General features: G+C 65.5%; 14 protein-coding genes. 9 read left to right on the top strand and 5 right to left on the bottom strand.

Translation table 11 applies throughout. From position 1 onward, the window contains the following. The first annotated feature begins 53 nt into the window (after positions 1-53). The 7 genes from ASILVAE211_RS03275 to ydiK all read left to right on the top strand — a co-directional run bounded on the left by ASILVAE211_RS03275 (position 54) and on the right by ydiK (position 11262). On the top strand, positions 54-1262 hold the full coding sequence (locus ASILVAE211_RS03275) for an aspartate aminotransferase family protein (RefSeq protein ID WP_227319841.1): 1209 nt from the start codon (positions 54-56) through the stop codon (positions 1260-1262). Continuing rightward, positions 1259-2227, top strand: coding sequence for an ornithine carbamoyltransferase (argF, locus tag ASILVAE211_RS03270; RefSeq protein ID WP_227319840.1), 969 nt, complete (start codon positions 1259-1261; stop codon positions 2225-2227). The genes ASILVAE211_RS03275 and argF overlap by 4 nt, the downstream gene beginning before the upstream one ends. Before the next feature lies 1 nt (position 2228). Beyond that, positions 2229-3065 carry an SDR family NAD(P)-dependent oxidoreductase gene (locus ASILVAE211_RS03265; protein ID WP_227319839.1) on the top strand — a complete coding sequence of 279 codons (837 nt, stop codon included), beginning with the start codon at positions 2229-2231 and terminating at the stop codon, positions 3063-3065. Positions 3066-3355: 290 nt separating this feature from the next. Next, positions 3356-4804 (top strand): NAD(P)-dependent oxidoreductase, encoded by a 1449-nt coding sequence (locus ASILVAE211_RS03260; protein WP_227319838.1) that lies wholly within the window; start codon positions 3356-3358, stop codon positions 4802-4804. Beyond that, a complete protein-coding gene (locus ASILVAE211_RS03255; protein WP_227319837.1) occupies positions 4801-5400 on the top strand; it encodes a DUF2059 domain-containing protein in 600 nt (199 codons plus the stop codon). The genes ASILVAE211_RS03260 and ASILVAE211_RS03255 overlap by 4 nt, the downstream gene beginning before the upstream one ends. Before the next feature lie 104 nt (positions 5401-5504). Beyond that, the gene (gene gltB / locus ASILVAE211_RS03250) at positions 5505-10034 is read left to right on the top strand and encodes a glutamate synthase large subunit (protein ID WP_406566010.1); all 4530 of its coding nucleotides are present in this window, start codon (positions 5505-5507) and stop codon (positions 10032-10034) included. Positions 10035-10053: 19 nt separating this feature from the next. Beyond that, positions 10054-11262: an AI-2E family transporter YdiK gene (gene ydiK, locus ASILVAE211_RS03245; protein ID WP_227319835.1), complete on the top strand. Its 1209-nt coding sequence runs from the start codon at positions 10054-10056 to the stop codon at positions 11260-11262. Positions 11263-11399: 137 nt separating this feature from the next. On the opposite strand, the gene mgrA is transcribed toward ydiK, so the two are convergent. The 3 genes from mgrA to ASILVAE211_RS03230 all read right to left on the bottom strand — a co-directional run bounded on the left by mgrA (position 11400) and on the right by ASILVAE211_RS03230 (position 16891). Beyond that, positions 11400-12431 (bottom strand): L-glyceraldehyde 3-phosphate reductase, encoded by a 1032-nt coding sequence (gene mgrA, locus ASILVAE211_RS03240; RefSeq protein WP_227319834.1) that lies wholly within the window; start codon positions 12429-12431, stop codon positions 11400-11402. Positions 12432-12543: 112 nt separating this feature from the next. Beyond that, positions 12544-14028 (bottom strand): MFS transporter, encoded by a 1485-nt coding sequence (locus ASILVAE211_RS03235; RefSeq protein WP_227319833.1) that lies wholly within the window; start codon positions 14026-14028, stop codon positions 12544-12546. Between the two features lie 4 nt (positions 14029-14032). Beyond that, the gene (locus ASILVAE211_RS03230) at positions 14033-16891 is read right to left on the bottom strand and encodes an ATP-dependent DNA helicase (RefSeq protein ID WP_227319832.1); all 2859 of its coding nucleotides are present in this window, start codon (positions 16889-16891) and stop codon (positions 14033-14035) included. Positions 16892-16942: 51 nt separating this feature from the next. On the opposite strand from ASILVAE211_RS03230, the gene ASILVAE211_RS03225 reads away from it, so the two are divergent. Next, on the top strand, positions 16943-18508 hold the full coding sequence (locus ASILVAE211_RS03225) for a lysine--tRNA ligase (protein ID WP_227319831.1): 1566 nt from the start codon (positions 16943-16945) through the stop codon (positions 18506-18508). A gap of 221 nt (positions 18509-18729) precedes the next feature. Here the strand turns inward: ASILVAE211_RS03225 and ASILVAE211_RS03220 are convergent, their stop codons facing one another. After that, positions 18730-19677, bottom strand: a complete 948-nt coding sequence (locus ASILVAE211_RS03220; RefSeq protein ID WP_227319830.1) for an SDR family oxidoreductase — start codon at positions 19675-19677, stop codon at positions 18730-18732. A 33-nt stretch (positions 19678-19710) separates the two neighbouring features. Next, complete coding sequence (locus tag ASILVAE211_RS03215; RefSeq protein ID WP_227319829.1) at positions 19711-20184, bottom strand: hypothetical protein; 474 nt, start codon at positions 20182-20184, stop codon at positions 19711-19713. 111 nt (positions 20185-20295) lie between these two features. Here ASILVAE211_RS03215 and ASILVAE211_RS03210 point away from each other — a divergent pair, with 111 nt between their 5' ends. Then, entirely contained in the window at positions 20296-20874 is a 579-nt protein-coding gene (locus ASILVAE211_RS03210; protein ID WP_227319828.1) for a YqaA family protein, read from the top strand. Positions 20875-20878 lie beyond the last annotated feature (4 nt).

The raw sequence follows: 20878 nt of genomic DNA, 5'->3' as shown, positions 1-20878 counted from the left end.
GCGACCGGCCAGAGTTTCCATACATCACTGCTTTCCTTGACTGGAAGGCCAGTATGATCTCCGCCCTTATGCCGAACTACAACCGCGCCGACCTCGCTTTTGAGCGGGGCGAAGGCGCATGGCTGTATTCGACGGACGGCCGACGATTCCTGGATTTCGGGGGCGGCATCGCCAGTTCCTCGCTCGGCCATGGCCATCCGGGGCTGACGCGCGCCATTGCCGAACAGGCGGCGAAGGTCATGCATGTCTCCAACCTCTACCGGGTGCCGCAGGCGGAAAAGCTGGCGGCCCGGCTGGTTGAGAACAGCTTTGGCGACAGTGCCTTCTTCTGCAATTCCGGTGCGGAAGCGAATGAGGGCATGGTCAAGATGATCCGCAAATACCAGGCGGAGAACGGCCACCCGGAGCGCTGGCGCATCATCTGCTTCGACGGCGCCTTCCACGGCCGCACGCTGGCCATGATCTCGGCCACCGGCAACCCCAATTACATCAAGGGTTTCGGCCCGGCGGTGGATGGGTTCGACCATGTGCCGTTCAATAACCTGAACGCGCTCCGTGCCGCCATCACGCCCGAGACCGCCGGCATCATCCTGGAGCCGATCCAGGGCGAGAGCGGCATCCGCTCGGCGAATGACGACTTCCTGCCCGGCCTGCGCGCCGCCTGCGACGAATTCGGCCTGCTGCTGGGCGTGGACGAAATCCAGACCGGCATGGGCCGCACCGGCAAGATGTTCGCCTATGAGTGGTCCAGCGTCGAGCCCGATGTCATGTCCTTGGCCAAGGGCCTGGGCGGCGGCTTCCCGATCGGCGCTGTCGTCGCCCGCGCGGCGATCGCCGAGAATATGAAGCCCGGCACGCATGGCACCACTTTCGGCGGCAACCCGCTGGCCTGTGCGGCCGGCAATGCCGTGTTGGACGTGCTGCTGGAACCCGGCTTTCTCGCTCAGGTCAGCGCCCGCAGCGCCCTGCTGCGCGGCGAACTGGCGAAGCTGTCCCGCGAATTCCCCGATGTCGTGCAGGACATTCGCGGGCGCGGCCTGCTGATCGGCATCAAGCTCGGCGTCCCCAACACGGCCATGCAGGCGGCTTGCCTCGCCCATGGGCTGATGACGGTCGCGGCCGGCGACAATGTTCTGCGTCTGGTGCCGCCCCTGACCATCACCGAGCAAGACTGCCACGACGCCATCCGCCTGTTGCGGCTGGCGGTGCAGGACTTGGCCGCCCCCAAGGTCGCGGCTCAGCCGGTAGACGCGGCCCGATGAAAGACGTGACGGACGATCTGAATGACCTTGCCATGACCGATACCCCGAAAGCCCCGCGCCATTTCCTGGACATCCGCGACCTGGATGCGGCGACGCTGCGCGATATCCTGACGACGGCCGCCGTCTGCAAGGCCCATCGCCGGGACCATGCGCGTCCGCTGGAAGGCAAGTCGGTCGCGCTGATCTTCAGCAAGCCCAGCACGCGCACCCGCGTCAGTTTCGAAGTCGGTATCCGCGAAATGGGCGGCAATCCGGTGGTGCTGTCGGCCCAGGAAATGCAGCTCGGCCGGGGCGAAAGCATTGCGGACACGGCGCGCGTCCTGTCCCGCTATGTCGATGCCATCATGCTGCGCACGGATCGCGCCTCCAATCTGGAGGAACTGTCCCGCTTTGCCACCATCCCCGTCATCAATGGACTGACGGAAGCCTCTCACCCCTGCCAGATCATGGCCGATATCCTGACCTTCGAAGAGCTGCGCGGGCCGATTACCGGGCAGATCATCGCCTGGGTGGGTGACGGCAATAATGTCGCGCGCAGTTGGATCGAGGCGGCGGCGCGGTTCGACTTCACGCTGCGCCTGGCCTGCCCGGCGGAACTGGAACCGCCGGCCGCGATCCTGGCCTGGGCGAAGGCCGAGGGCGCAAAGGTTGAGGTGGTGCGTGACCCGCGCGCGGCCGTGCGCGGCGCCCGCTGCGTCGTGACCGATACCTGGGTCAGCATGTCCGACCCTGACGGTGAAAGCCGCCACAATATGCTGGCCCCCTATCAGGTCACCGCCAAGCTGATGGCGGAAGCCGCACCGGACGCGCTGTTCATGCATTGCCTGCCCGCCCATCGCGGCGAGGAAGTGACCGCCGAGGTGATCGACGGGCCGCAATCGGTCGTCTTCCAGGAGGCGGAAAACCGCCTGCACGCGCAAAAGGGCGTGCTGGCCTGGGTCTTCGAAACAGACGGCAAGAACTGACATGACGAACCCGGTGACACCGCTTCATGCCGTCGTCACCGGGGCCACCAGCGGCATCGGCCGCTGGATCGCGCGCGGGTTGGCGCAATCGGGCTTTTCCCTGACGCTCATCGCCCGCGATGACATGCGGGCGGACAGGGCCAGGCGCTGGATCACGGCGACCGTGCCGGATGCCGCGATCGACATCATCCGCGCCGACCTCTCCTCCCTGAAGGAGACGCGGGCGGCGGCGGCGGCCATTCTGTCCGCGCATCCCCGCATCGATCTCCTGGTCAATAATGCCGGCCTGCTCAGCCATGACCGTCAGGTGACGGCCGAGGGGCGGGAGAAGACGCTGGCGACCAATCTTCTGTCCCCGCTGGCGCTGACCGAGGCGCTGCTGCCGGCGATGCCGGCGACGGGGCGCATTGTCATGATTGGGTCATCGAGCGCCGACCGTGCGCGGATCGACCCGGATGACCTGGAACTCAAGCAGCATTGGCGCATGGCCCGCGCCTATGCGCGTTCGAAGCTCGCCTTGCTCATGATGAGCCGGAATCTGGCGGAAACGCTGAAGCCACGCGGCGTGACGGTCAATATCGTCCATCCCGGCCTGGTCGCCACCAGCATCGTGCGCCATGGCGGGATCGACGAATTTGTCTGGCAGCTGCTGGGCCGTTTCGCCCTTACCCCGGAACAGGGTGCGCAGACGCCGCTTTACGCCTGCCTCTCGCCCGATCTGGCCGGTCGCACCGGCCTCTATCTCAAGCGGCGGCGAGAGGCGAAGCCCAATGCCCTGGTCTTCGACAGGGCATTGGTCGCCCGGGTGGAAACGGCCGTGACCCGTCTGCTGGGCTGACAGGCACTCTCCTGCCAGACGTCATTACGCGACATCCCATTCCAAAGGTGTTTTCGTTCAATAGCCTATGGTCTGACATTGCGATTTTACCAAAAGTCTCAATTCGGTCCTATTTTCTTGCGAATTACTCGCAACTAGAGGTGGCGAGCGCCGACATGCAGGTGAAATAGGTCAGCATTGCTGTTTGTCTTTCGGATTGTACTTCGCATAAGGACAAAATCACGCTAGAGACCCAATTCAATCCATGGTCGCTCCCTCAGAGCGTCCGCATCCTGCAGGAGGACCGTTCCATGGCCGAGCGCATGCTGAAATTCGTGCACACGCCCCAGAAAATCCCGCAGAAGCGCACAGCCGACATGCGCGTTCAGGATTTCGACGAAATCTACAACCGCTTCGAGACGAACCGCGCGGCCGAACAGGCCAGCCGTTGCAGCCAATGCGGCGTGCCCTTCTGTTCCGTCCATTGCCCGCTCGGGAATAACATCCCCGACTGGCTGCGCCTGACGGCCGAAGGGCGTTTGCAGGAAGCCTATGAGGTCTCCTCCGCCACCAACAGCTTTCCCGAAATCTGCGGCCGCATCTGCCCGCAGGACCGCCTGTGCGAAGGCAATTGCGTCATCGAAAAGGGCTTCGAGAGCGTCACGATCGGCGCGGTCGAGCGCTATATTACCGACACCGCCTTCGAGAACGGCTGGGTGCAGCCGATCCAGCCGATAGCCGAACGCTCGGAATCCGTCGGCATCGTGGGCGCCGGCCCCGGCGGCCTTGCCGCCGCCGAACGCCTGCGCCGCCTCGGCTATCAGGTCCATGTCTATGACCGCTATGACCGGCCGGGCGGATTGATGATCTACGGCATTCCGGGCTTCAAGCTGGAGAAGGACGTCGTCCTGCGCCGCTGGAAGTATCTGGAAGATTGCGGCGTTCAGTTTCACCTGAACTGTGCCATCGGCGACGGCGCCGATGACACCATGTCCTTCGCCGAACTGCGCCAGACGCATGCGGCCGTGATCATCGCAACCGGCGTCTACAAGGCGCGCGACATCGGCGGCCCCGGCGCGGGTCTGGCCGGCATCGTGCCGGCGCTGGACTACCTCACGGCCTCGAATAAGCGTGGCCTGGGCGAGAGCGTGGCCGATTTCGACAGCGGTCTGCTCAATGCCGAAGGCAAGCGCGTCGTCGTCATCGGCGGCGGCGACACCGCCATGGATTGCGTGCGCACCGCCGTCCGCCAGGGCGCGACCTCGGTGCAGTGCCTCTATCGCCGCGACCGCGCCAATATGCCGGGCTCGCTGCGCGAGGTGAAGAATGCCGAGGAAGAAGGCGTGGATTTCGTCTGGCTCTCGGCCCCCGAGGCCTTCCTGGGCGACGATCATGTGACGGGCGTCCGCGCCGTGCGCATGCATCTGGGCCTGCCCGACACCTCCGGCCGCCAGTCGGTGGAGCCGTTGGCCGGCAGTCATTTCAATCTGGACGCCGATCTGGTCATCAAGGCTTTGGGTTTCGACCCCGAGGATCAGCCGAAGATGTTCGCGGAAAAGGGGCTGGAGATCAGCCGCTGGGGCACGCTGAAGATCAATCACCGCACCTTCATGACCTCGGTTCCGGGTGTCTTCGCGGCCGGCGATATCGTGCGTGGCGCCAGCCTCGTTGTCTGGGCCATCAAGGACGGCCAGGACGTGGCCGCCCAGGTGCATGACTTCATCAGCCAGCCGGTGCCTGTCGCGGTCGCAGCGGAATGAGCAGCCTTTTTTCCGTCATCCCCGGCCTTGTGCCGGGGATCCATACGACGCGGCGCCTCGACGGGTTGATCCGCGGGTCAAGCCCGCGGGTGACGAAAAAAATCCTGCTCGCCTTGGTGGCAAGCGTGGCGTTGGCGCCCATGGCCCACGCCGATACCGCGCCGCCGGCGCTGACCACGGATCAGATGCAGCTTGCCATGCAGGTGGTCCAGGCCATCGGCATCCAGCAGGTCGCGGATTCTGCGGTCGACGGGTTGAAGATCGTTCTGGTGCAAAGCCTTGCCGCCAATAGCAAGCAGACGCCGGAGAAGGTCGAGCCCATCGTCGATGCGGTGCTGATGCCCGACATCCGCGCGTCCGAGCCGCAATTCGTGGCGACCGTCGCCACGCTGTACGGCCAGGCGTTTACCGTGCCGGAAATGCAGCAGATCCTGGCCTTTTACCAGACGCCGGTCGGGCAGAAGCTGCAAGGCATCACGCCGGCGCTGACGCATCAGATGGTCGAAGCGGGCCACGCCTGGATCGGCCAGATCGGCGAGCAGGTGCTGAGACTGGATGCCGACAAGCTCACAGCCCAAGGGCTGAAAGTCGATTGAGATGATGCCGCCCTCATGGGGCGGCGCCCGGCCTGCTGACCCAGGCCGCTGACGAGGAGAGTGCCATGACCGACGGGATCGAAAGCCAGGCCCTGCCCAGCGAAATGCTGGAAACGGGCGCCGACTTCCTGAACGACTGGGCCCGCAACACGGAAGCCCTGGCGGGGTCGTACGACTTCAGCCAGGAGCATGACGCCTGCGGCGTCGGCATGATCGCGGCGCTGGACGGCAAGCGCCGCCGCGACGTGGTGCAGGCCGGTATCGATGCGCTGAAGGCCGTCTGGCATCGCGGCGCAGTCGACGCCGACGGCAAGACCGGCGACGGCGCCGGCATCCATATCGAAATCCCGCAGGATTTCTTCGCCGCCGCCGTCGAGCGCAGCGGCGCGTTGCTGCGCCCCGGCCCTATCGCGGTCGGCCAGGTCTTCATGCCCAAGACCGATCTGGGCGCGCAGGAACGCTGCCGCGAAATCGTGGAAACCGAAATCCTCGCCCTCGGCTACGAAATCTATGGCTGGCGTCAGGTACCGATCAACGTCGCCTGCATCGGCGAAAAGGCCAATGCGACGCGGCCCGAAATCGAGCAGATCATGCTGTGGAACGCGCGCGGCGTGTCCGAGGAAGAATTCGAGCGCGACCTGTATGTCATCCGCCGCCGCATCGAAAAGCAGACCATCGCCGCACAGATCGCTGATCTCTATTTCTGTTCGCTGTCCTGCCGGTCCATTGTCTACAAGGGCATGTTCCTGGCCGAGAGCCTGACGGAATTCTATCCGGATCTGCTCGACCCGCGCTTCGTCTCGCGCTTCGCGATCTATCATCAGCGCTATTCCACCAATACCTTCCCGACCTGGAAGCTGGCGCAGCCCTTCCGCTCGATCGCGCATAATGGCGAGATCAACACGATCAACGGCAATATCAACTGGATGAAGAGCCACGAGACGCGGCTCTCCTCCGATCTGCTCGACGCCTATATGGAAGACGTCAAGCCGGTCGTGCAGGCCCAGGGGTCCGACACGGCGTCGATGGACAATGTCTTCGAACTGCTGATCCGGTCGGGCCGCGATGCCGCCATGGTCAAGGCGATGATGATCCCGCCGTCGATCGGCGCGACCGCCTTCATGCCGGAAGCCCATCGCAGCATGATCGAATATTGCAACGCGGTGATGGAGCCGTGGGACGGCCCGGCTGCTGTGACGGCAACCGACGGCCGCTGGCTGATCGCGGGCCTGGACCGCAACGGCCTGCGCCCGCTGCGCTACACGGTCACCAGCCACAACATGCTCGTCGTCGGCTCCGAAACCGGCATGGTGAAGTTCGACGAATCGATGATCGTCGAGAAGGGCCGCGTCGGCCCCGGCCAGATGATCGCGGTCGATCTGGAAGAGCCGCGTTTCTATGACAACACGGCCATCATGGACCTGCTCTCCGCCCGCCACCCCTATGGCGACTGGGCGCAGCGCATCGTCAAGATCGACGAGATGGTCAAGGCCGATGCGGTCGAGCCCTGCACCTACGGCACCGAGGATCTGCGCCGCCGCCAGCTCGCTATCGGCATGACTCTGGAAGAGATGGAAGCGATCCTGCAACCGATGGTGGAGGACGCGAACGAGGCCACGGGCAGCATGGGTGACGACACACCCATCGCCGTGCTGTCGGATCGCTATCGCGGCCTGCACCACTATTTCCGCCAGAACTTCAGCCAGGTGACGAACCCACCCATCGACAGCCTGCGCGAAACCCGCGTGATGTCGATCAAGACGCGCCTCGGCAATCTCGGCAATGTGCTGGAGGAAGGCGAGCATCAGTTCGACATCCTCCAGCTCAACAGCCCGATTCTCTCGACCGGCGAATTCACCGCCATGCGCGAGAAAATGGGTTCGGCGGTCGTCGCCATCGACGCCACCTTCCCGCTGGCTGACGGCGAAACCGGCCTGCGCCGTGGCCTGGACCGTATTCGCCGGGAAGCGGAAGACGCGGTTCGCGCGGGTGCCACGCATCTCATCATCAGCGATGAAGCGATGGGGCCTGGCCAGGTGCCGATTCCGATGATCCTGGCGACGGGTGCGGTGCATACGCATCTGGTCCGCATGTCGCTGCGCACCTTCGCCAGCGTCAATGTGCGCACGGCGGAATGCCTGGACGTGCATTACGTCGCTGTCCTGGTCGGCGTCGGCGCCACCACCGTGAACCCCTATCTGGCGCAGGAATCGATTGCCGACCGCCAGCGGCGCGGCCTCTTCGGCGATATGAGCGTGAAGGCCGCCATCGGCCGCTACAAGAAGGCGCTGGACAAGGGCCTGCTCAAGATCATGGCGAAGATGGGCATCGGCGTCCTCTCCTCCTATCGCGGCGGCTATAATTTCGAAGCCATCGGCCTGTCCCGCGCGCTGGTGGGCGAGTTCTTCCCCGGCATGCAGTCGCGCATTTCCGGCATTGGCCTTTCGGGCATCGCGCGGAAGGTGCTGGAACTGCACAAGGTCGCTTGGGCCGAAGGCGTGCTGACGCTGCCCGTCGGCGGCAGCTACAAGATGCGCCGTGGCGGTGAGACGCACGCTTTCGACGGCAGCCTGATCCATGTGCTGCAAACGGCCGTCGGCACCGACAGCTACACGATGTTCCGCAAGTATTCGGAAGCCGTCCGCCGCCTGCCCCCCGTGGCTCTGCGTGACCTGCTCGACTTCCGTACCGACGGGCTGACGCCCATTCCGGTGGAAGACGTGGAAAGCATCACGGAAATCCGCAAGCGGCTGATCGCGCCCGGCATTTCGCTGGGGGCGCTTGGGCCGGAGGCGCATGAGACGCTGTCCATCGCCATGAACCGCATCGGCGCACGGTCCGACAGCGGCGAAGGCGGCGAAGACCCCGAGCGCTTCAAGCCGCGCCCGAACGGTGACAACGCATCCTCGGCGATCAAGCAGATCGCATCAGGCCGTTTCGGCGTTACCGCCGACTACCTGAACAACTGCAGCGAGATCGAGATCAAGGTCGCGCAGGGTGCGAAGCCCGGCGAAGGCGGGCAGCTGCCCGGCTTCAAGGTGACGGGGCTGATTGCGAAGCTGCGTCATTCGACGCCGGGCGTGATGCTCATCAGCCCGCCGCCGCATCACGACATCTATTCGATCGAGGATCTGGCGCAGCTCATCTATGACCTGAAGCAGATCAACCCGAAGGCGTCGGTCTGCGTGAAGCTGGTTTCGCGCTCGGGCATCGGTACCATCGCCGCCGGCGTTGCCAAGGCAAAGGCGGATGCGATCCTGATTTCCGGCCATTCCGGCGGCACCGGCGCGTCCGCGCTGACCTCGGTCAAATATGCCGGCCTGCCGTGGGAAATGGGCCTGTCGGAAGCGCATCAGGTGCTGATGCTCAACCGGCTGCGTCACCGCGTGAAGCTGCGCACCGATGGCGGCCTGAAGACCGGGCGCGATGTCGTCATCGCCGCCATGCTGGGCGCCGAGGAATTCGGCATCGGCACGGCAAGCCTGGTCGCCATGGGCTGCATCATGGTGCGCCAGTGCCACAGCAATACCTGCCCTGTCGGCGTCTGCACGCAGGACGAGGCGCTGCGCGCCAAGTTCGAAGGCACGCCCGAGAAGGTCATCAACCTCTTCTCCTTCATCGCGGAAGAGGTGCGTGAAATCCTGGCCGGCCTCGGCTTCCGCAAGCTGACCGACATCATCGGCCGCACCGATCTGCTGCAGCAGGTCAGCCGTGGCAGTTCGCTGCTGGACGATCTGGACCTCAACCCGATCCTGGCTCAGGCCGATCCTGGCCCCTATCCGCGCTATTGCACGCTGGAAGGCCGCAACGAAGTGCCGGAAACGCTGGACGCGCAGATGATCGCGGATGCCTCTCCCTTCTTCGAGCGGCGCGAGAAGATGCAGTTGCAGTACAATATCCGGAACACGCATCGCGCCATCGGCACGAAGTTCTCCGGCGCCATCGTCCGCGCCTTCGGACAGACCACCGTGCCGGCGGGGCATGTCAACGTTCGCCTGCGCGGCTCGGCCGGGCAGTCGCTGGGTGCCTTCGCGGTGCAGGGCCTGAAGCTGGAAGTTATCGGCGACGCCAATGACTATGTCGGCAAGGGCCTGTCGGGCGGCACCATCGTGGTCCGCACGGCGCCCTCCACCAAGATGCGCAGCAATGCCAATACCATCATCGGCAATACCTGCCTTTATGGTGCGACCGAGGGCTATCTCTTCGCGGCCGGCCAGGCGGGCGAGCGCTTCGCGGTGCGCAATTCGGGCGCGACGGCGGTGGTCGAAGGCTGCGGTTCCAATGGTTGCGAATACATGACCGGCGGCACGGTCGCGATCCTGGGCGATTTCGGCGATAATTTCGGCGCCGGCTTCACCGGGGGCGTCGCTTTCCTCTATGACCCCGAGAATACGCTGGAAAGCCGCATCAATCCGGAAAGCCTGACCTGGCAGCGCGTCTCCTCCGCCTATTGGGAGAGCCAGCTGCGTGGTCTCATCGAACGCCACGTCGAAGAGACCAGCAGCCGGTATGCGGCCATGCTGCTGCATAACTGGGACCAGACGCTGGCCAGCTTCTGGCAGGTGGTGCCGAAGGATTACGTCAAATACCTGCCGCATGGGCTGACCGACGAAAAGGCGCAGGCCCGCGCCTGATCGGCCGGACCCAGCGCGCATGACGGTGATCACCCCACCGCCGCCGATGCCTTCGCCCCAGGCGAGCGTATCGGCGGCGGAGCAGGACAGGCCCTTGCATGGGGGACGGCCCGACCCGACCCGCCTGATGCTGATGCTGTTCTTCATCGGCGGCATGACGCTGTGTTCCCTCTGGGTCATGCAGCCCTTCCTGCCGGCCAGCATCTGGGCCGCGACCATCGTGGTCGCGGTCTGGCCGCTGGTGCTGCGCTTGCAGAAACTGCTCTGGGGCAGTCGTGGCCTGGCCGTGACCTTGATGACGATCATCGTCGTCGTGCTGTTCGTGGTGCCCTTTTGGCTCGCCGTCACCACGATCCTCAATCACATCGATGCGCTGGTCGGCCTGGCCCATGCCGCCGTCGCCTTCCGCCTGCCGCCGCCGCCGCATTGGGCCGGCGACGTCCCGATTTTCGGCGATAAGATCGTTCAGGTCTGGACCAAGTTCCAGGGCGAGGGGCTGAGCACGGTGCTGCCCTCGACCACGCCCTATATCGGCTCCGCCGCGCAGTGGATTCTGGGTTCCATCGGCAGTTTCGGCCGGCTGCTGCTGCAATTCATCCTGACCACCGTCATCGTCGCCATCATGAGCACGCATGGCGAGGCCGGCGCTAACCTCGCGACCCAGTTCGGCTATCGCCTGGGCGGCAACCGGGGCGAGCAGATGGTGGTGCTGGCGGGCCGCGCCATCCGCGCCGTCGCACTCGGCGTCATGCTGACCTCGCTGGCCGACGCCATCATCGGCGGCATCGGACTGGTGATTGCCGGCGTGCCGCTGGCGACGCTGCTGACGGCGGTGATGTTCATCGCCTGCGTGGCGCAGGTGGGACCGGGCATCGTGCTGATCCCGGCCGATATCTGGATGTTCGTCTCCGGCCAATATGTCATGGGCGCGGTGCTGCTGGTGGTGACCGTCGTCGCCATAGCGGTCGACAACCTCATGCGGCCGCTGCTGATCCGCAAGGAGGCCAATCTGCCGATGCTGCTGGTGCTGGTCGGCGTGCTGGGCGGACTGGCCGCCTTCGGCCTGATCGGCCTGTTCATCGGGCCGGCGGTGCTGGCCGTCAGCTATACCATGCTGCGCGCCTGGATCGCGGAAGAGGCAAAGCCTGGCGCCCCGGCTCTGCCTCCCGATCCGCTGGCCGTGCTGCCGGACCCGGCGCTTGACCCCGAGAGCGTGACGAACCCGTAGCCTCTGTCAGGTCTTCATTGGAACACCGTCATACCCGCGAAAGCGGGTATCTTCTGGTTCAAGCGCGGGACCACGAAGAAGATGCCCGCTTTCGCGGGCATGACGGTTGAGGATTGATTCCAACCCAGGCTGACACACTAGCCCTTGAAGGACGAGACCTCGCGCCAGAGGTCGATGCCGCCGTCCTGCGCATGCACGTCGATGGCCGCCAGTTCCTCGGCCGAGAAGGCAAGGTTCTTGACGGCGTCCAGCGCATTGTCGAGCTGCGCCACATTGCGCGCGCCGATCAGCGCCGTCGTCACCGCCGGATTGCGCAGCACCCAGGCGATGGCCATCTGCGCCAAGCTCTGGCCGCGCTGTTCGGCAATGCCATGCAGCGCGCGCACGCGGGTGAGGTTTTCCTCGGTGATGAGATCCTTGCTGAAATAGCGGCCTTCGGCGGCACGCGATCCTTCCTTGACGCCGCCCAGATATTTGTCGGTGAGCAGGCCCTGGGCGAGCGGCGAGAAGGCGATGCAGCCGGTGCCGATGTCCGCCAGCGTTTCCAGCAGCCCGTCTTCCACCCAGCGGTTGAGCAGCGAATAGGACGGCTGATGGATCAGCAGCGGCACCTGACGGTCGCGCAGCAGCGCGGACATCGTCCGCGTCAGTTCCGGTCCGTAGGAGGAAATGCCGACATAGAGCGCCTTGCCCTGGCGAACCAGCTGGGCGAGGGCGTCGGCGGTTTCTTCCAGCGGCGTCTCAAAATCGGGGCGGTGCGAATAGAAGATATCGACGTAATCCAGGCCCATGCGCTTCAGGCTCTGGTCGCAGCTGGCAATGAGATATTTGCGGCTGCCGCCGATGCCGTAGGGGCCGGGCCACATGTCCCAGCCGGCTTTGGACGAGATGATCAGCTCGTCGCGATGAGGCAGAAAATCCTTTTTCAGCAGGATGCCGAAATTCTCTTCCGCCGTGCCATAGGGCGGGCCGTAATTATTGGCGAGGTCGAAATGCGTGACACCCCGGTCGAAGGCGCGGCGCAGAATGGCACGGCCGTTTTCCAGCACATCCGTGCCGCCGAAATGATGCCAGAGGCCGAGCGAAATCAGCGGCAGCTGAATGCCGGAGCGGCCGCAGCGGCGATAGGGAATGGCCTCGTAGCGGTTCGGGGCGGCGATATAGGTCATAAAATCTTCCCTGTCTCTGGCGTCTTGTTGGTCTTGGCGGGAGCCTAGCCGCAGGTCCAAGCCAAAGCCAGATCACCCGGTTCATCACTGAGCTGAAACGCGCTCAGCGGCATCAGGGGCTTTGGACAGAACGCTTCGGCGTGAAACAGGCGGCGATCAGCGCCCCGATGCCGATGATAGCGGCGAGCACAAAAACGCCATGCAGCGCATGACCCAGCCGCAAGGTGGCCGCCGCCAGATAGCCGGGCGACAGCGCGGCGCGCAGCGCCGGGTTCACAAGTTCCTGCATGACGTCATGACCCTTGGTCGCCGCGAGGCCCGCGTTCAACACGCCGCCGAAGGCGGCCGACCCCAGCGCCTGACCCATCAGCCGGCAGAAAAAGAACAAAGCGATGGACCGTCCGCGCTCATTGGCCGGCACGCCGCCCTGCACGGCCAGGGTGAAGACGATGCTGGTCAGGCCCATGCCGGCCCCGATGGGAATGGCGATCGCCGTCAGCCAGATCAGGCTGCCGCCGTCCGCGATCGGCACCAGCGCCGCCATGCCGGCCGCCATGGCGATGCCGCCGCTCACCGCCAGAAGGCGGTTGGACAGGCGGCCCACGGCCCGGCCGATGGTCATGCCGGTAATGGTCCAGGCGACGGTCAGCACGCCGATGACGATGCCGGAGTCGAGCGCATTGTCGCCCATCACACCCTGGATCAGCGGCGGCAGAAAGGCCGTGGTGCCGATCAGCAGCGCGCCTGACAGAAGCGAGGAGGCATTGGCCGTCATCAGCAGCGGCCGGAACATCAGATGCAGCGGCAGCAAGGGGTGACGCACCTGCCGCTCCCGCCAGCCGAACCCGGCCAGCGCGACGAAAGCCAGAGCCAGCAATAGAATCAGCGTCAGGGACGGCAGCGCCTCGAACTGCACCAGCGCGCCCATCATCAGGCCGAGGCCAAGGACGAGAAGACCGCAGCCCACCAGATCGATGGGCGCCCGGCTGCGCGTCTGCTGGCCGTCGCGCAGGTAGCGCCAGACCATGGCCATGGTGATCAGGCCGACGGGGAGATTGACCCAGAAGCAGAATTGCCAGCCCAGCGTATGGACGAAAAACGCGCCCAGCAGCGGGCCGGCGATGGCGGCTATGCCCCAGACGGCCGAGAGATAGCCCATGACGCGCGGACGATCCTCGGGCTTGCAGACATCGCCGATGATGGTGACGCCCAAGGGGGCCAGACCGCCGCCGCCGATCCCCTGAATCGCCCGGAAGATGATGAGCGCCACCATGCTATGGGCGCAGCCGCAGAGCAACGAGCCGACCAGAAACAGGCCGGTGCTGGCGAGATAGATAGGCTTGCGGCCGAAACTGTCGGCGATGCGGCCGTAAAGCGGCGTCATCACCGCCTGGGTCAGCAGATAGATGCCGAAAACCCAGGAAAACAGGTGAAAGCCGCCAAGCTTGCCGACGATGACCGGCATGGCCGTGCTGATGACGGTGACTTCCATCGCCGCCATGAAAGTCGCGACCAGTACGGCGGCGATGATCGGCCGGGCATGGCGGGGCCGTCCGGCCCGGCCTGCGGCGGGCACCGCCAAAGTCGCGTTACTCATGGCGTTACTCGTTTCCCTGCGGCCCTAAGAACGCGCGGGTCGTGGCGGCCGCTTCCGCAAGTCCGACCCGTTCCACCGCCACACCGGGCGGGAAGGCCGAGAGCAGCCGGGTTGGCGTGCGCCGGTCAAGCAGCACAAAGACACCCCTGTCATCCACACGGCGGATGAGGCGGCCGAAAGCCTGACGCAGCCTCAGGCGGGCGATGCGGTCGTCGAATTCCTTCGGCGCGCCGCCCGAGAGATGAATGCGCCGCTCGCGATGCAGAATATCCGGGCGCGGCCAGGGCACGCGCTCGAACACCACCAGCCGCAGGGCATTGCCCGGAACATCGACGCCGTCGCGCATGGCGTCCGTCCCCAGCAGGCAAGAATTTTCCTCAGCCCGGAAAATATCGACCAGCGTCGCATTGTTCATGGCGTCGATATGCTGGGCGTAGAGCGGCAGGCCGGCCTGCTCCAGCGCCGGCGCGATACGGCGATGGACGGAGCGCAGCCGGCCGATGGCCGTGAACAATCCCAGCCCGCCGCCGCCCGAGGACAGGAACAGCGTGCGATAGGCTGCCGCCAGCGAGGCCGGGTCACCGGTATCGACATCGTTGATGACGAAAGCGCGGGTGCGCTCGGCATAGTCGAAGGGGCTCGGCAGGCTGGCGCGAATGGCGGGCAGCGCCAGATGATTGGCGCCGACGCGGGCCTCGGCCTCGCTCCAGGCCTGTTCGGGATCATCCTCGCCACCGTCGCGGAGTGTCGCGGAGGTGATCAGCAGCCCATGCGCGGGTGCAGCGAGCGTGGTGGCGAAAGGCAGCGTCGGGTCCAGCCAGTGCCGCAGCAAAGCGACGTCCCGCACATGGCCTTCCGACCGATCCAGCCGCAGGAACTGAACATGGCCGCGAAAGGTGTCCGATACCGGCTGCGGCTCGATCAGTTCCGCCAGCATGGCGATCCAGGCCTTCAGCGGCTCCAAAGCGCGGCGGGCGATGGTGCGGCCCATGCCTTCGATGCGCGCGCGGGTGGCCTGATCCAGCTCGTCGGCCTCCTCATCCAGCCTTGCCAGCAGGCGCGCGCGCAGATTGGTCAAAGGCTCCGCGATGCGCATCAGCGCGCGTTTCAGCGTATCGGCGGCGCTGACGACATCATCGGAGGTCGGCAGCAGATCGCATTCGGCGGCAAAGCCGGCGCGCGCCTCGTCCTCCCCGCCCCGGCCGGACAGCCGCGCGAGCACTTGCGCGCGGAGCGCGACGAGGAAGACTTCAGAAGGATTCTGCGCCAAAGGTTCGGCGATGGCCGTTTCCGATACCGGCGGCGGCGCGGGATCATCCGTCAGCCGCGAACCCCAGCCCGGCGCCGGAAGGCTGCGAGCCGCCATCAGCGCGGCGTCGAGCGGCGCCATCAGGTCCGCGCGCTCGCCCACCAGATCGCCGATGCGCGACGTCAGGCCCTTGCCCCGGCTGCGCATCCCTTCCGCCCCCAGCAGCCAGCGGCGCAGTTCCGCCGCCTCCCGGCCCGAAAGCTCAGCCGAAAAAGCCGCGTCGGCGGCGTCGAAAATATGATGGCCTTCGTCGAAGACGTAGCGCGTCGGCACGTAATTGTCGTCCAGCCCGCCCCAGGCCGCCTGGGTCAGCACCAGGGCGTGATTGGCGACCACCAGATCGGCCTCGCGCGCCCGGCGGATGCCGTGCTCCACAAAGCAACGTTTCCAATGGTTGCAGGCCGCGTAAAGACATTCGCCGCGCCGGTCCGCCAGAGACCCCAGCAGCGGCGCGCCGAAGATTTCAATGAACCAGCCGGGCAGGTCGCCGCCCAGAATATCGCCATCACTGGTGACACTGGCCCAGCGCGCGATGAGACCGAGTGGAATGGTCAAAGCCGGATTGCTGCCGACCAGCATGGAGGTGACGGCGTCTTCCATGTTGAGCAGGCACAGATAGTTCTCGCGCCCTTTGCGCAGCACGACGCGGCGATGCCGTTCCTTCGGATCCGGAAACAGCCGTTCGAGTTCGCTTTCGACCTGCCGCTGCAAATGCCGCGTATAGGTGCTGATCCAGACCGGCGCATGATTGCGCTCGGCCCAGAGGCTGGCGGGGGCGACATAGCCCAGCGTCTTGCCCGTACCCGTGCCGGCCTCGGCCAGCACGATATTGGGCGCGCCTGCCGTCTCACGCGGGGTGAAGGCGGCCGCGGCGGCCGATGCGTAATCGGCCTGGCCCTGGCGGGTCTCCGCCCCCTCCCCCACCAGCCGTGCCAGGCGCGTGCGCGCTTCGACCGGGGAAACGGGCAGCGTGGACGGCTCGGGCGGCGGCGCACCCTCCTCCCATTCCGGCAGACGACGCCAGACGCGAAAGGCATTGCCGTCCTTGGCAGCGGGCGGGATGGCACCGCCACGGTCGAGCGCCGCCATCACTAGGGGTGCCCATAGCCAGCCGGCATCGCCCATGCGCTTCGCCAGCGCCGGCAGGTCACGGTTCGCGGGCAGGCCAGCGTCGCGGGTCAATTCCTGCAACAGGGCGAAGGCGAGATTGGGCAGGGCAGAGGCCGCGTTTTCCAGTCCCTGACGGACGGCCGGCAGATCGAGCGTCTGGGCCAGACCGCGCGCCGTCGGCACGGCGGGTTTGGCGGGACGGACGAAAGCGAAAAGCTCCAGCAGATCATAGGCCGGCATCGGCTTGAGGCCGAGACGCCGCCAGGTCGACGGCGCATGGATCAGCAGCGGCGGCTCGGACTGGTCCAGCAGCCGGGCCGTCTCGCGGCTGTCGCGCTGCACCAGTTCGCCATCCGCCGTCAGCACGGCGGCGGTGCCGGTACCGCTCGCCAGCGCAGGCCATTCCGGAAAGGAGACGGAACCCGGTCCGTGGGACACACTCATACCGCAAGCTTCATTGACCGGATACCGCGCCTTTCCTAGTGAGGAACCATCATGAACCAAGTCGTACGCACCACACCTGCCCCGAAAACCTGGCCCTTCGAGGAAGCGGCCAAAGTCGTCGCCCGCCTGGAAAAATCGGGCAAAGGTGAGGCCCTGTTCGAAACCGGCTACGGCCCCTCGGGCCTGCCGCATATCGGCACCTTCGGCGAGGTTGCCCGCACCAGCTGGGTGCGACAGGCTTTTACCGCGCTCACGGGCCTGCCGTCGCGCCTGATCGCCTTTTCGGACGATATGGATGGCATGCGCAAGGTGCCCGACAATGTTCCCAACCGGGACATGCTGCGCGAATTCATCGGCAAGCCGCTGACGGACGTGCCTGACCCCTTCGGCACGCATGAGAGTTTCGGCCATCACAATAACGCCCGCCTGCGCGCCTTTCTGGACGGTTTCGGCTTCGACTACGAGTTCATTTCCGCGACCGACTCCTATCGCTCCGGCGCTTTCGACCAGGCGCTGCGTGAAGCGCTGCGTAAGCATGAGGAAATCAAGGCCGTCGTGCTGCCGACGCTGGGGCCGGAACGCCGCGCCACCTATTCGCCCATCCTGCCCGTCCATCCCAAGACCGGCATCGTCATGCAGGTGCTGATCGAAAAGGTCGACCCCGATGCCGGTACCGTGTCCTGGCGCGACCCGGAGGACGGCACTTTCTATGAAACGCCCGTGACCGGCGGCGGCGCCAAGATGCAGTGGAAAGCCGATTGGGCCATGCGCTGGGCAGCACTCGGCGTCGATTACGAAATGGCCGGCAAGGATCATATCGAGGGCATCAAGCTCTCGGGCGAGATCTGCCGCATCCTGGGCGCGGAGCCGCCCGCCGGCTTCAATTACGAGCTGTTCCTGGACGACAAGGGCCAGAAGATTTCCAAGTCGAAGGGCAATGGCCTGTCGATCGACGAATGGCTGAAATATGCGCCGGAAGAGAGCCTGGCTCTTTTCATGTTCAACCAGCCGCAGCGCGCCAAGCGCCTGTTCTTCGATGTCATCCCCCGCGCGGTGGACGATTATCTGGCGCATGTCGCGAAGGCGCAGAAGGACGAGACCGTCGACGAAAGCAACCCGGCCTGGTTCATCGAAGCCGGCGCGGTGCCGGCGACCGCCGGCAGCCCGATCAGCTTCGGCATGCTGCTGAACCTGGCCTCTGTCGCGAATGCCGAGAACCCGGACATCCTCTGGGGCTTCATCCGCCGCTATGCGCCGGACCTGACGCCGGACAGCGCGCCTTTCCTGGCGAAGCTCGTCGGCTATGCCGTTGCCTATTACCAGGATTTCGTGAAGCCCAAGAAGGCCTTCCGCGACCCGACCGAGGTCGAGCGCGCGGCGCTTGCGGATCTGGCGACGTCACTGCGCGGCCTGTCGCCGGATACCTCAGCCGAGGATATCCAGACGCAGGTCTATGAGGTCGGCAAGCGCCACCCCTTCCCGGCGCTGAAGGACTGGTTCGGCTGTCTGTATCAGGTTCTGCTGGGCCAGAACGAAGGTCCGCGTTTTGGCGGTTTCGTGGCGCTGTACGGCGTCGCCGAGACGGTGGCGCTGATCGAGGGCGCGCTGGCGCGCTAAGGTTTTTCAGCCTTTCATTGAAGGAACGTCATCCCTGTGCTCGTCACGGGGATCTTCTTGTTATGTCGCCAAAGTAAGAAGATCCCGGTTCAAGGCCGGGATGACGGCTTGATTCCATTGTCTTCTGACACGTTCAAGGCACCTCATCTCCCTCGTCGAGACGCCGCAGCGGGTAGATCCGCGCAATGAAGGCGCGGATGACGAAAGAGGTGGCCGTAATCTCAGGAAAACAGTCTGCGGAGGGTCATTTGCAGGCTCCAGCGGCGGGCCTTTCGTCCGAAGACGCCATGCACGCATGACGCCTGGTCCGACGGCGCGAAAACCGTCGGCTGGGCCTGCTCCACCGCCGCGTCCTCCCGCGACCGCTGGCCGTCGACACCCAGGCGGCGGATGACGGCCCCGGTCCAGATCGGCGCGATGCGGCTGAGCAGCGCGAAACAGGCGACGGTGCCGCTGATCGTCATTTCCGGCCGGCCGCTGCGCGCCGCCATATAGATGCCGCGCGCAATCACATCCGGCTGATAGACCGGCGGCACCGGCCGCGCCGGCCAGCCCATATGGCTGATGGCATGGGCGAAGAAGGGCGTGTTCACGGCCGGTGGAAAGACGGTGCTGACGCGGATACGGCTTTTCTCGAACAACAGCTCGATCCGCAGCGCCTGACCGAAGCCCCGCACCGCTGCCTTGGCGCCGGAATAGGAGGTCATCAGCGGCAGGCCGTGAAAGACCACGCCGGAACAGACATTGACGATGCTGCCTTTGTTGCGCGGCCGCATCAGGGCCAGCGCGGCGCGGGTGCCGTTAACGGTGCCGAGATAGGTGACCTCGGTCACCTGCCGGAACTCCGCCTCCGGCACATCGACGAAGCGGCCATAGACGCCATTGCCGGCAGCATTGACCCAGGCCGTCACCGGGCCGAGTTCGGCTTCCAGCCCAGCCGCCGCGCGGGCCAGCGCCGCATTGTCGGTGACATCCGCGACCGCGACCGCGACGCGGGTTCCGGCGGCACGCACATCATCGGCCGCCGCCGCTAGGCCCGCGGCCCCGCGCGCAATCAGCCCGACGCGCCAGCCCTGTCCCGCAAAAATGCCGGCCGTGCAGCGGCCGATGCCGGAGGAGCCGCCGGTAATAACGACAACAGGCGGATGGGCCGGATAATCCTGGGGCATGGTCTGCTATCCCTTCCCCGGCCCATCACTGGATCAGCGCGCGTCCGGGCAGCGCACGAGCGGGCTCGGGAAGCCCTTGCAGTCCGGGAAGGCGATTTGGTTCGGCCCGACGCGCACCACGCGCAGCACATTGTCCTCCGGGCAGCCGAAACCAAGATCATCGGCCATACCCCCGGCATTATCCGGCTTGGTATCGGTGGGCGCGAGCAGGAAGACCGTGCCATTGGGCGTGCCACGCACGCTGGCGATCAGGTTCTGGATCGCGGTCGGATGGGTCAGCGTGCTGTGAATGATGGCGTCCTGCGTCACCACGAAGGTCGCCTGCAAGGCGCAGTCCTTGGCGCTCATGTTGCCGGAGGCAGGATAGATGCCGCCGGCCCACATGCCGAACAGCCAGGCATGCGGCGGCGCGCCCTGGGCTGCGGCCGGATGGGCAGGCACGGCTTGCGCCAGAAACGCGCCCGCCAAGAGGGTGGCAGCGACACGGCGCAGGGGCTTCAGCAACATTACAAATCCTCACAGAAGGTTCGCACGACGGACCATCATCCAATCGATCCATTGAAGGGCCGCCGCGAGCATGGCAAGTCCCCACCCTTATCCACGATGGAATCTGCCGCAATGCTCAAGCGCCTGTACGACCGGGTCATCGCCCTGGCGGGCCACCGCCACGCTGCTTGGTTCCTGGCAGCCGTCGCCTTCGCGGAAGCGAGCTTCTTTCCGATCCCGCCCGATCCGCTGCTGGTCGCCATGGGCCTGGCGCGGCCGCGCCGCGTCTGGCTCTACGCGCTGATCTGCACGCTGGCCAGCGTCGCCGGCGGCGCGCTGGGCTATCTGATCGGCTACGCCGTCTTCGATCAGCTGGCCCGGCCGATCATTCATCTTTACCACATGGACCACGCCTATCAGACCTTTCAGGACAAGTTCGCCCGCTACGGCCTTTATGTGATCCTGATCAAAGGCCTGACACCGATCCCCTACAAAATCGTGACAATCGCAGCCGGCGCCGCGAAGTTCCATTTCTGGGAATTCATGGCCGCCAGCCTGGTCACCCGTGGCGGCCGTTTCTTCCTGGTCGGCGCCATCATGCGCTTTGTGGGTGAGCCGGCGCGGGAATTCATCGAAAAGCGCCTGATGCTGGTCACAAGCCTGGTCGCCATCGGCGTCATCGGCGGCTTCGTCATCCTGCTCTACATCTAGGCGC

The sequence above is a fragment of the Acidisoma silvae genome (genome assembly GCF_020618775.1).
GTDB classification, from domain to species: domain Bacteria; phylum Pseudomonadota; class Alphaproteobacteria; order Acetobacterales; family Acetobacteraceae; genus Acidisoma; species Acidisoma silvae.
Note: the sequence above shows the minus strand (reverse complement) of the source record. Positions and strands in the feature narration are given on the sequence as shown.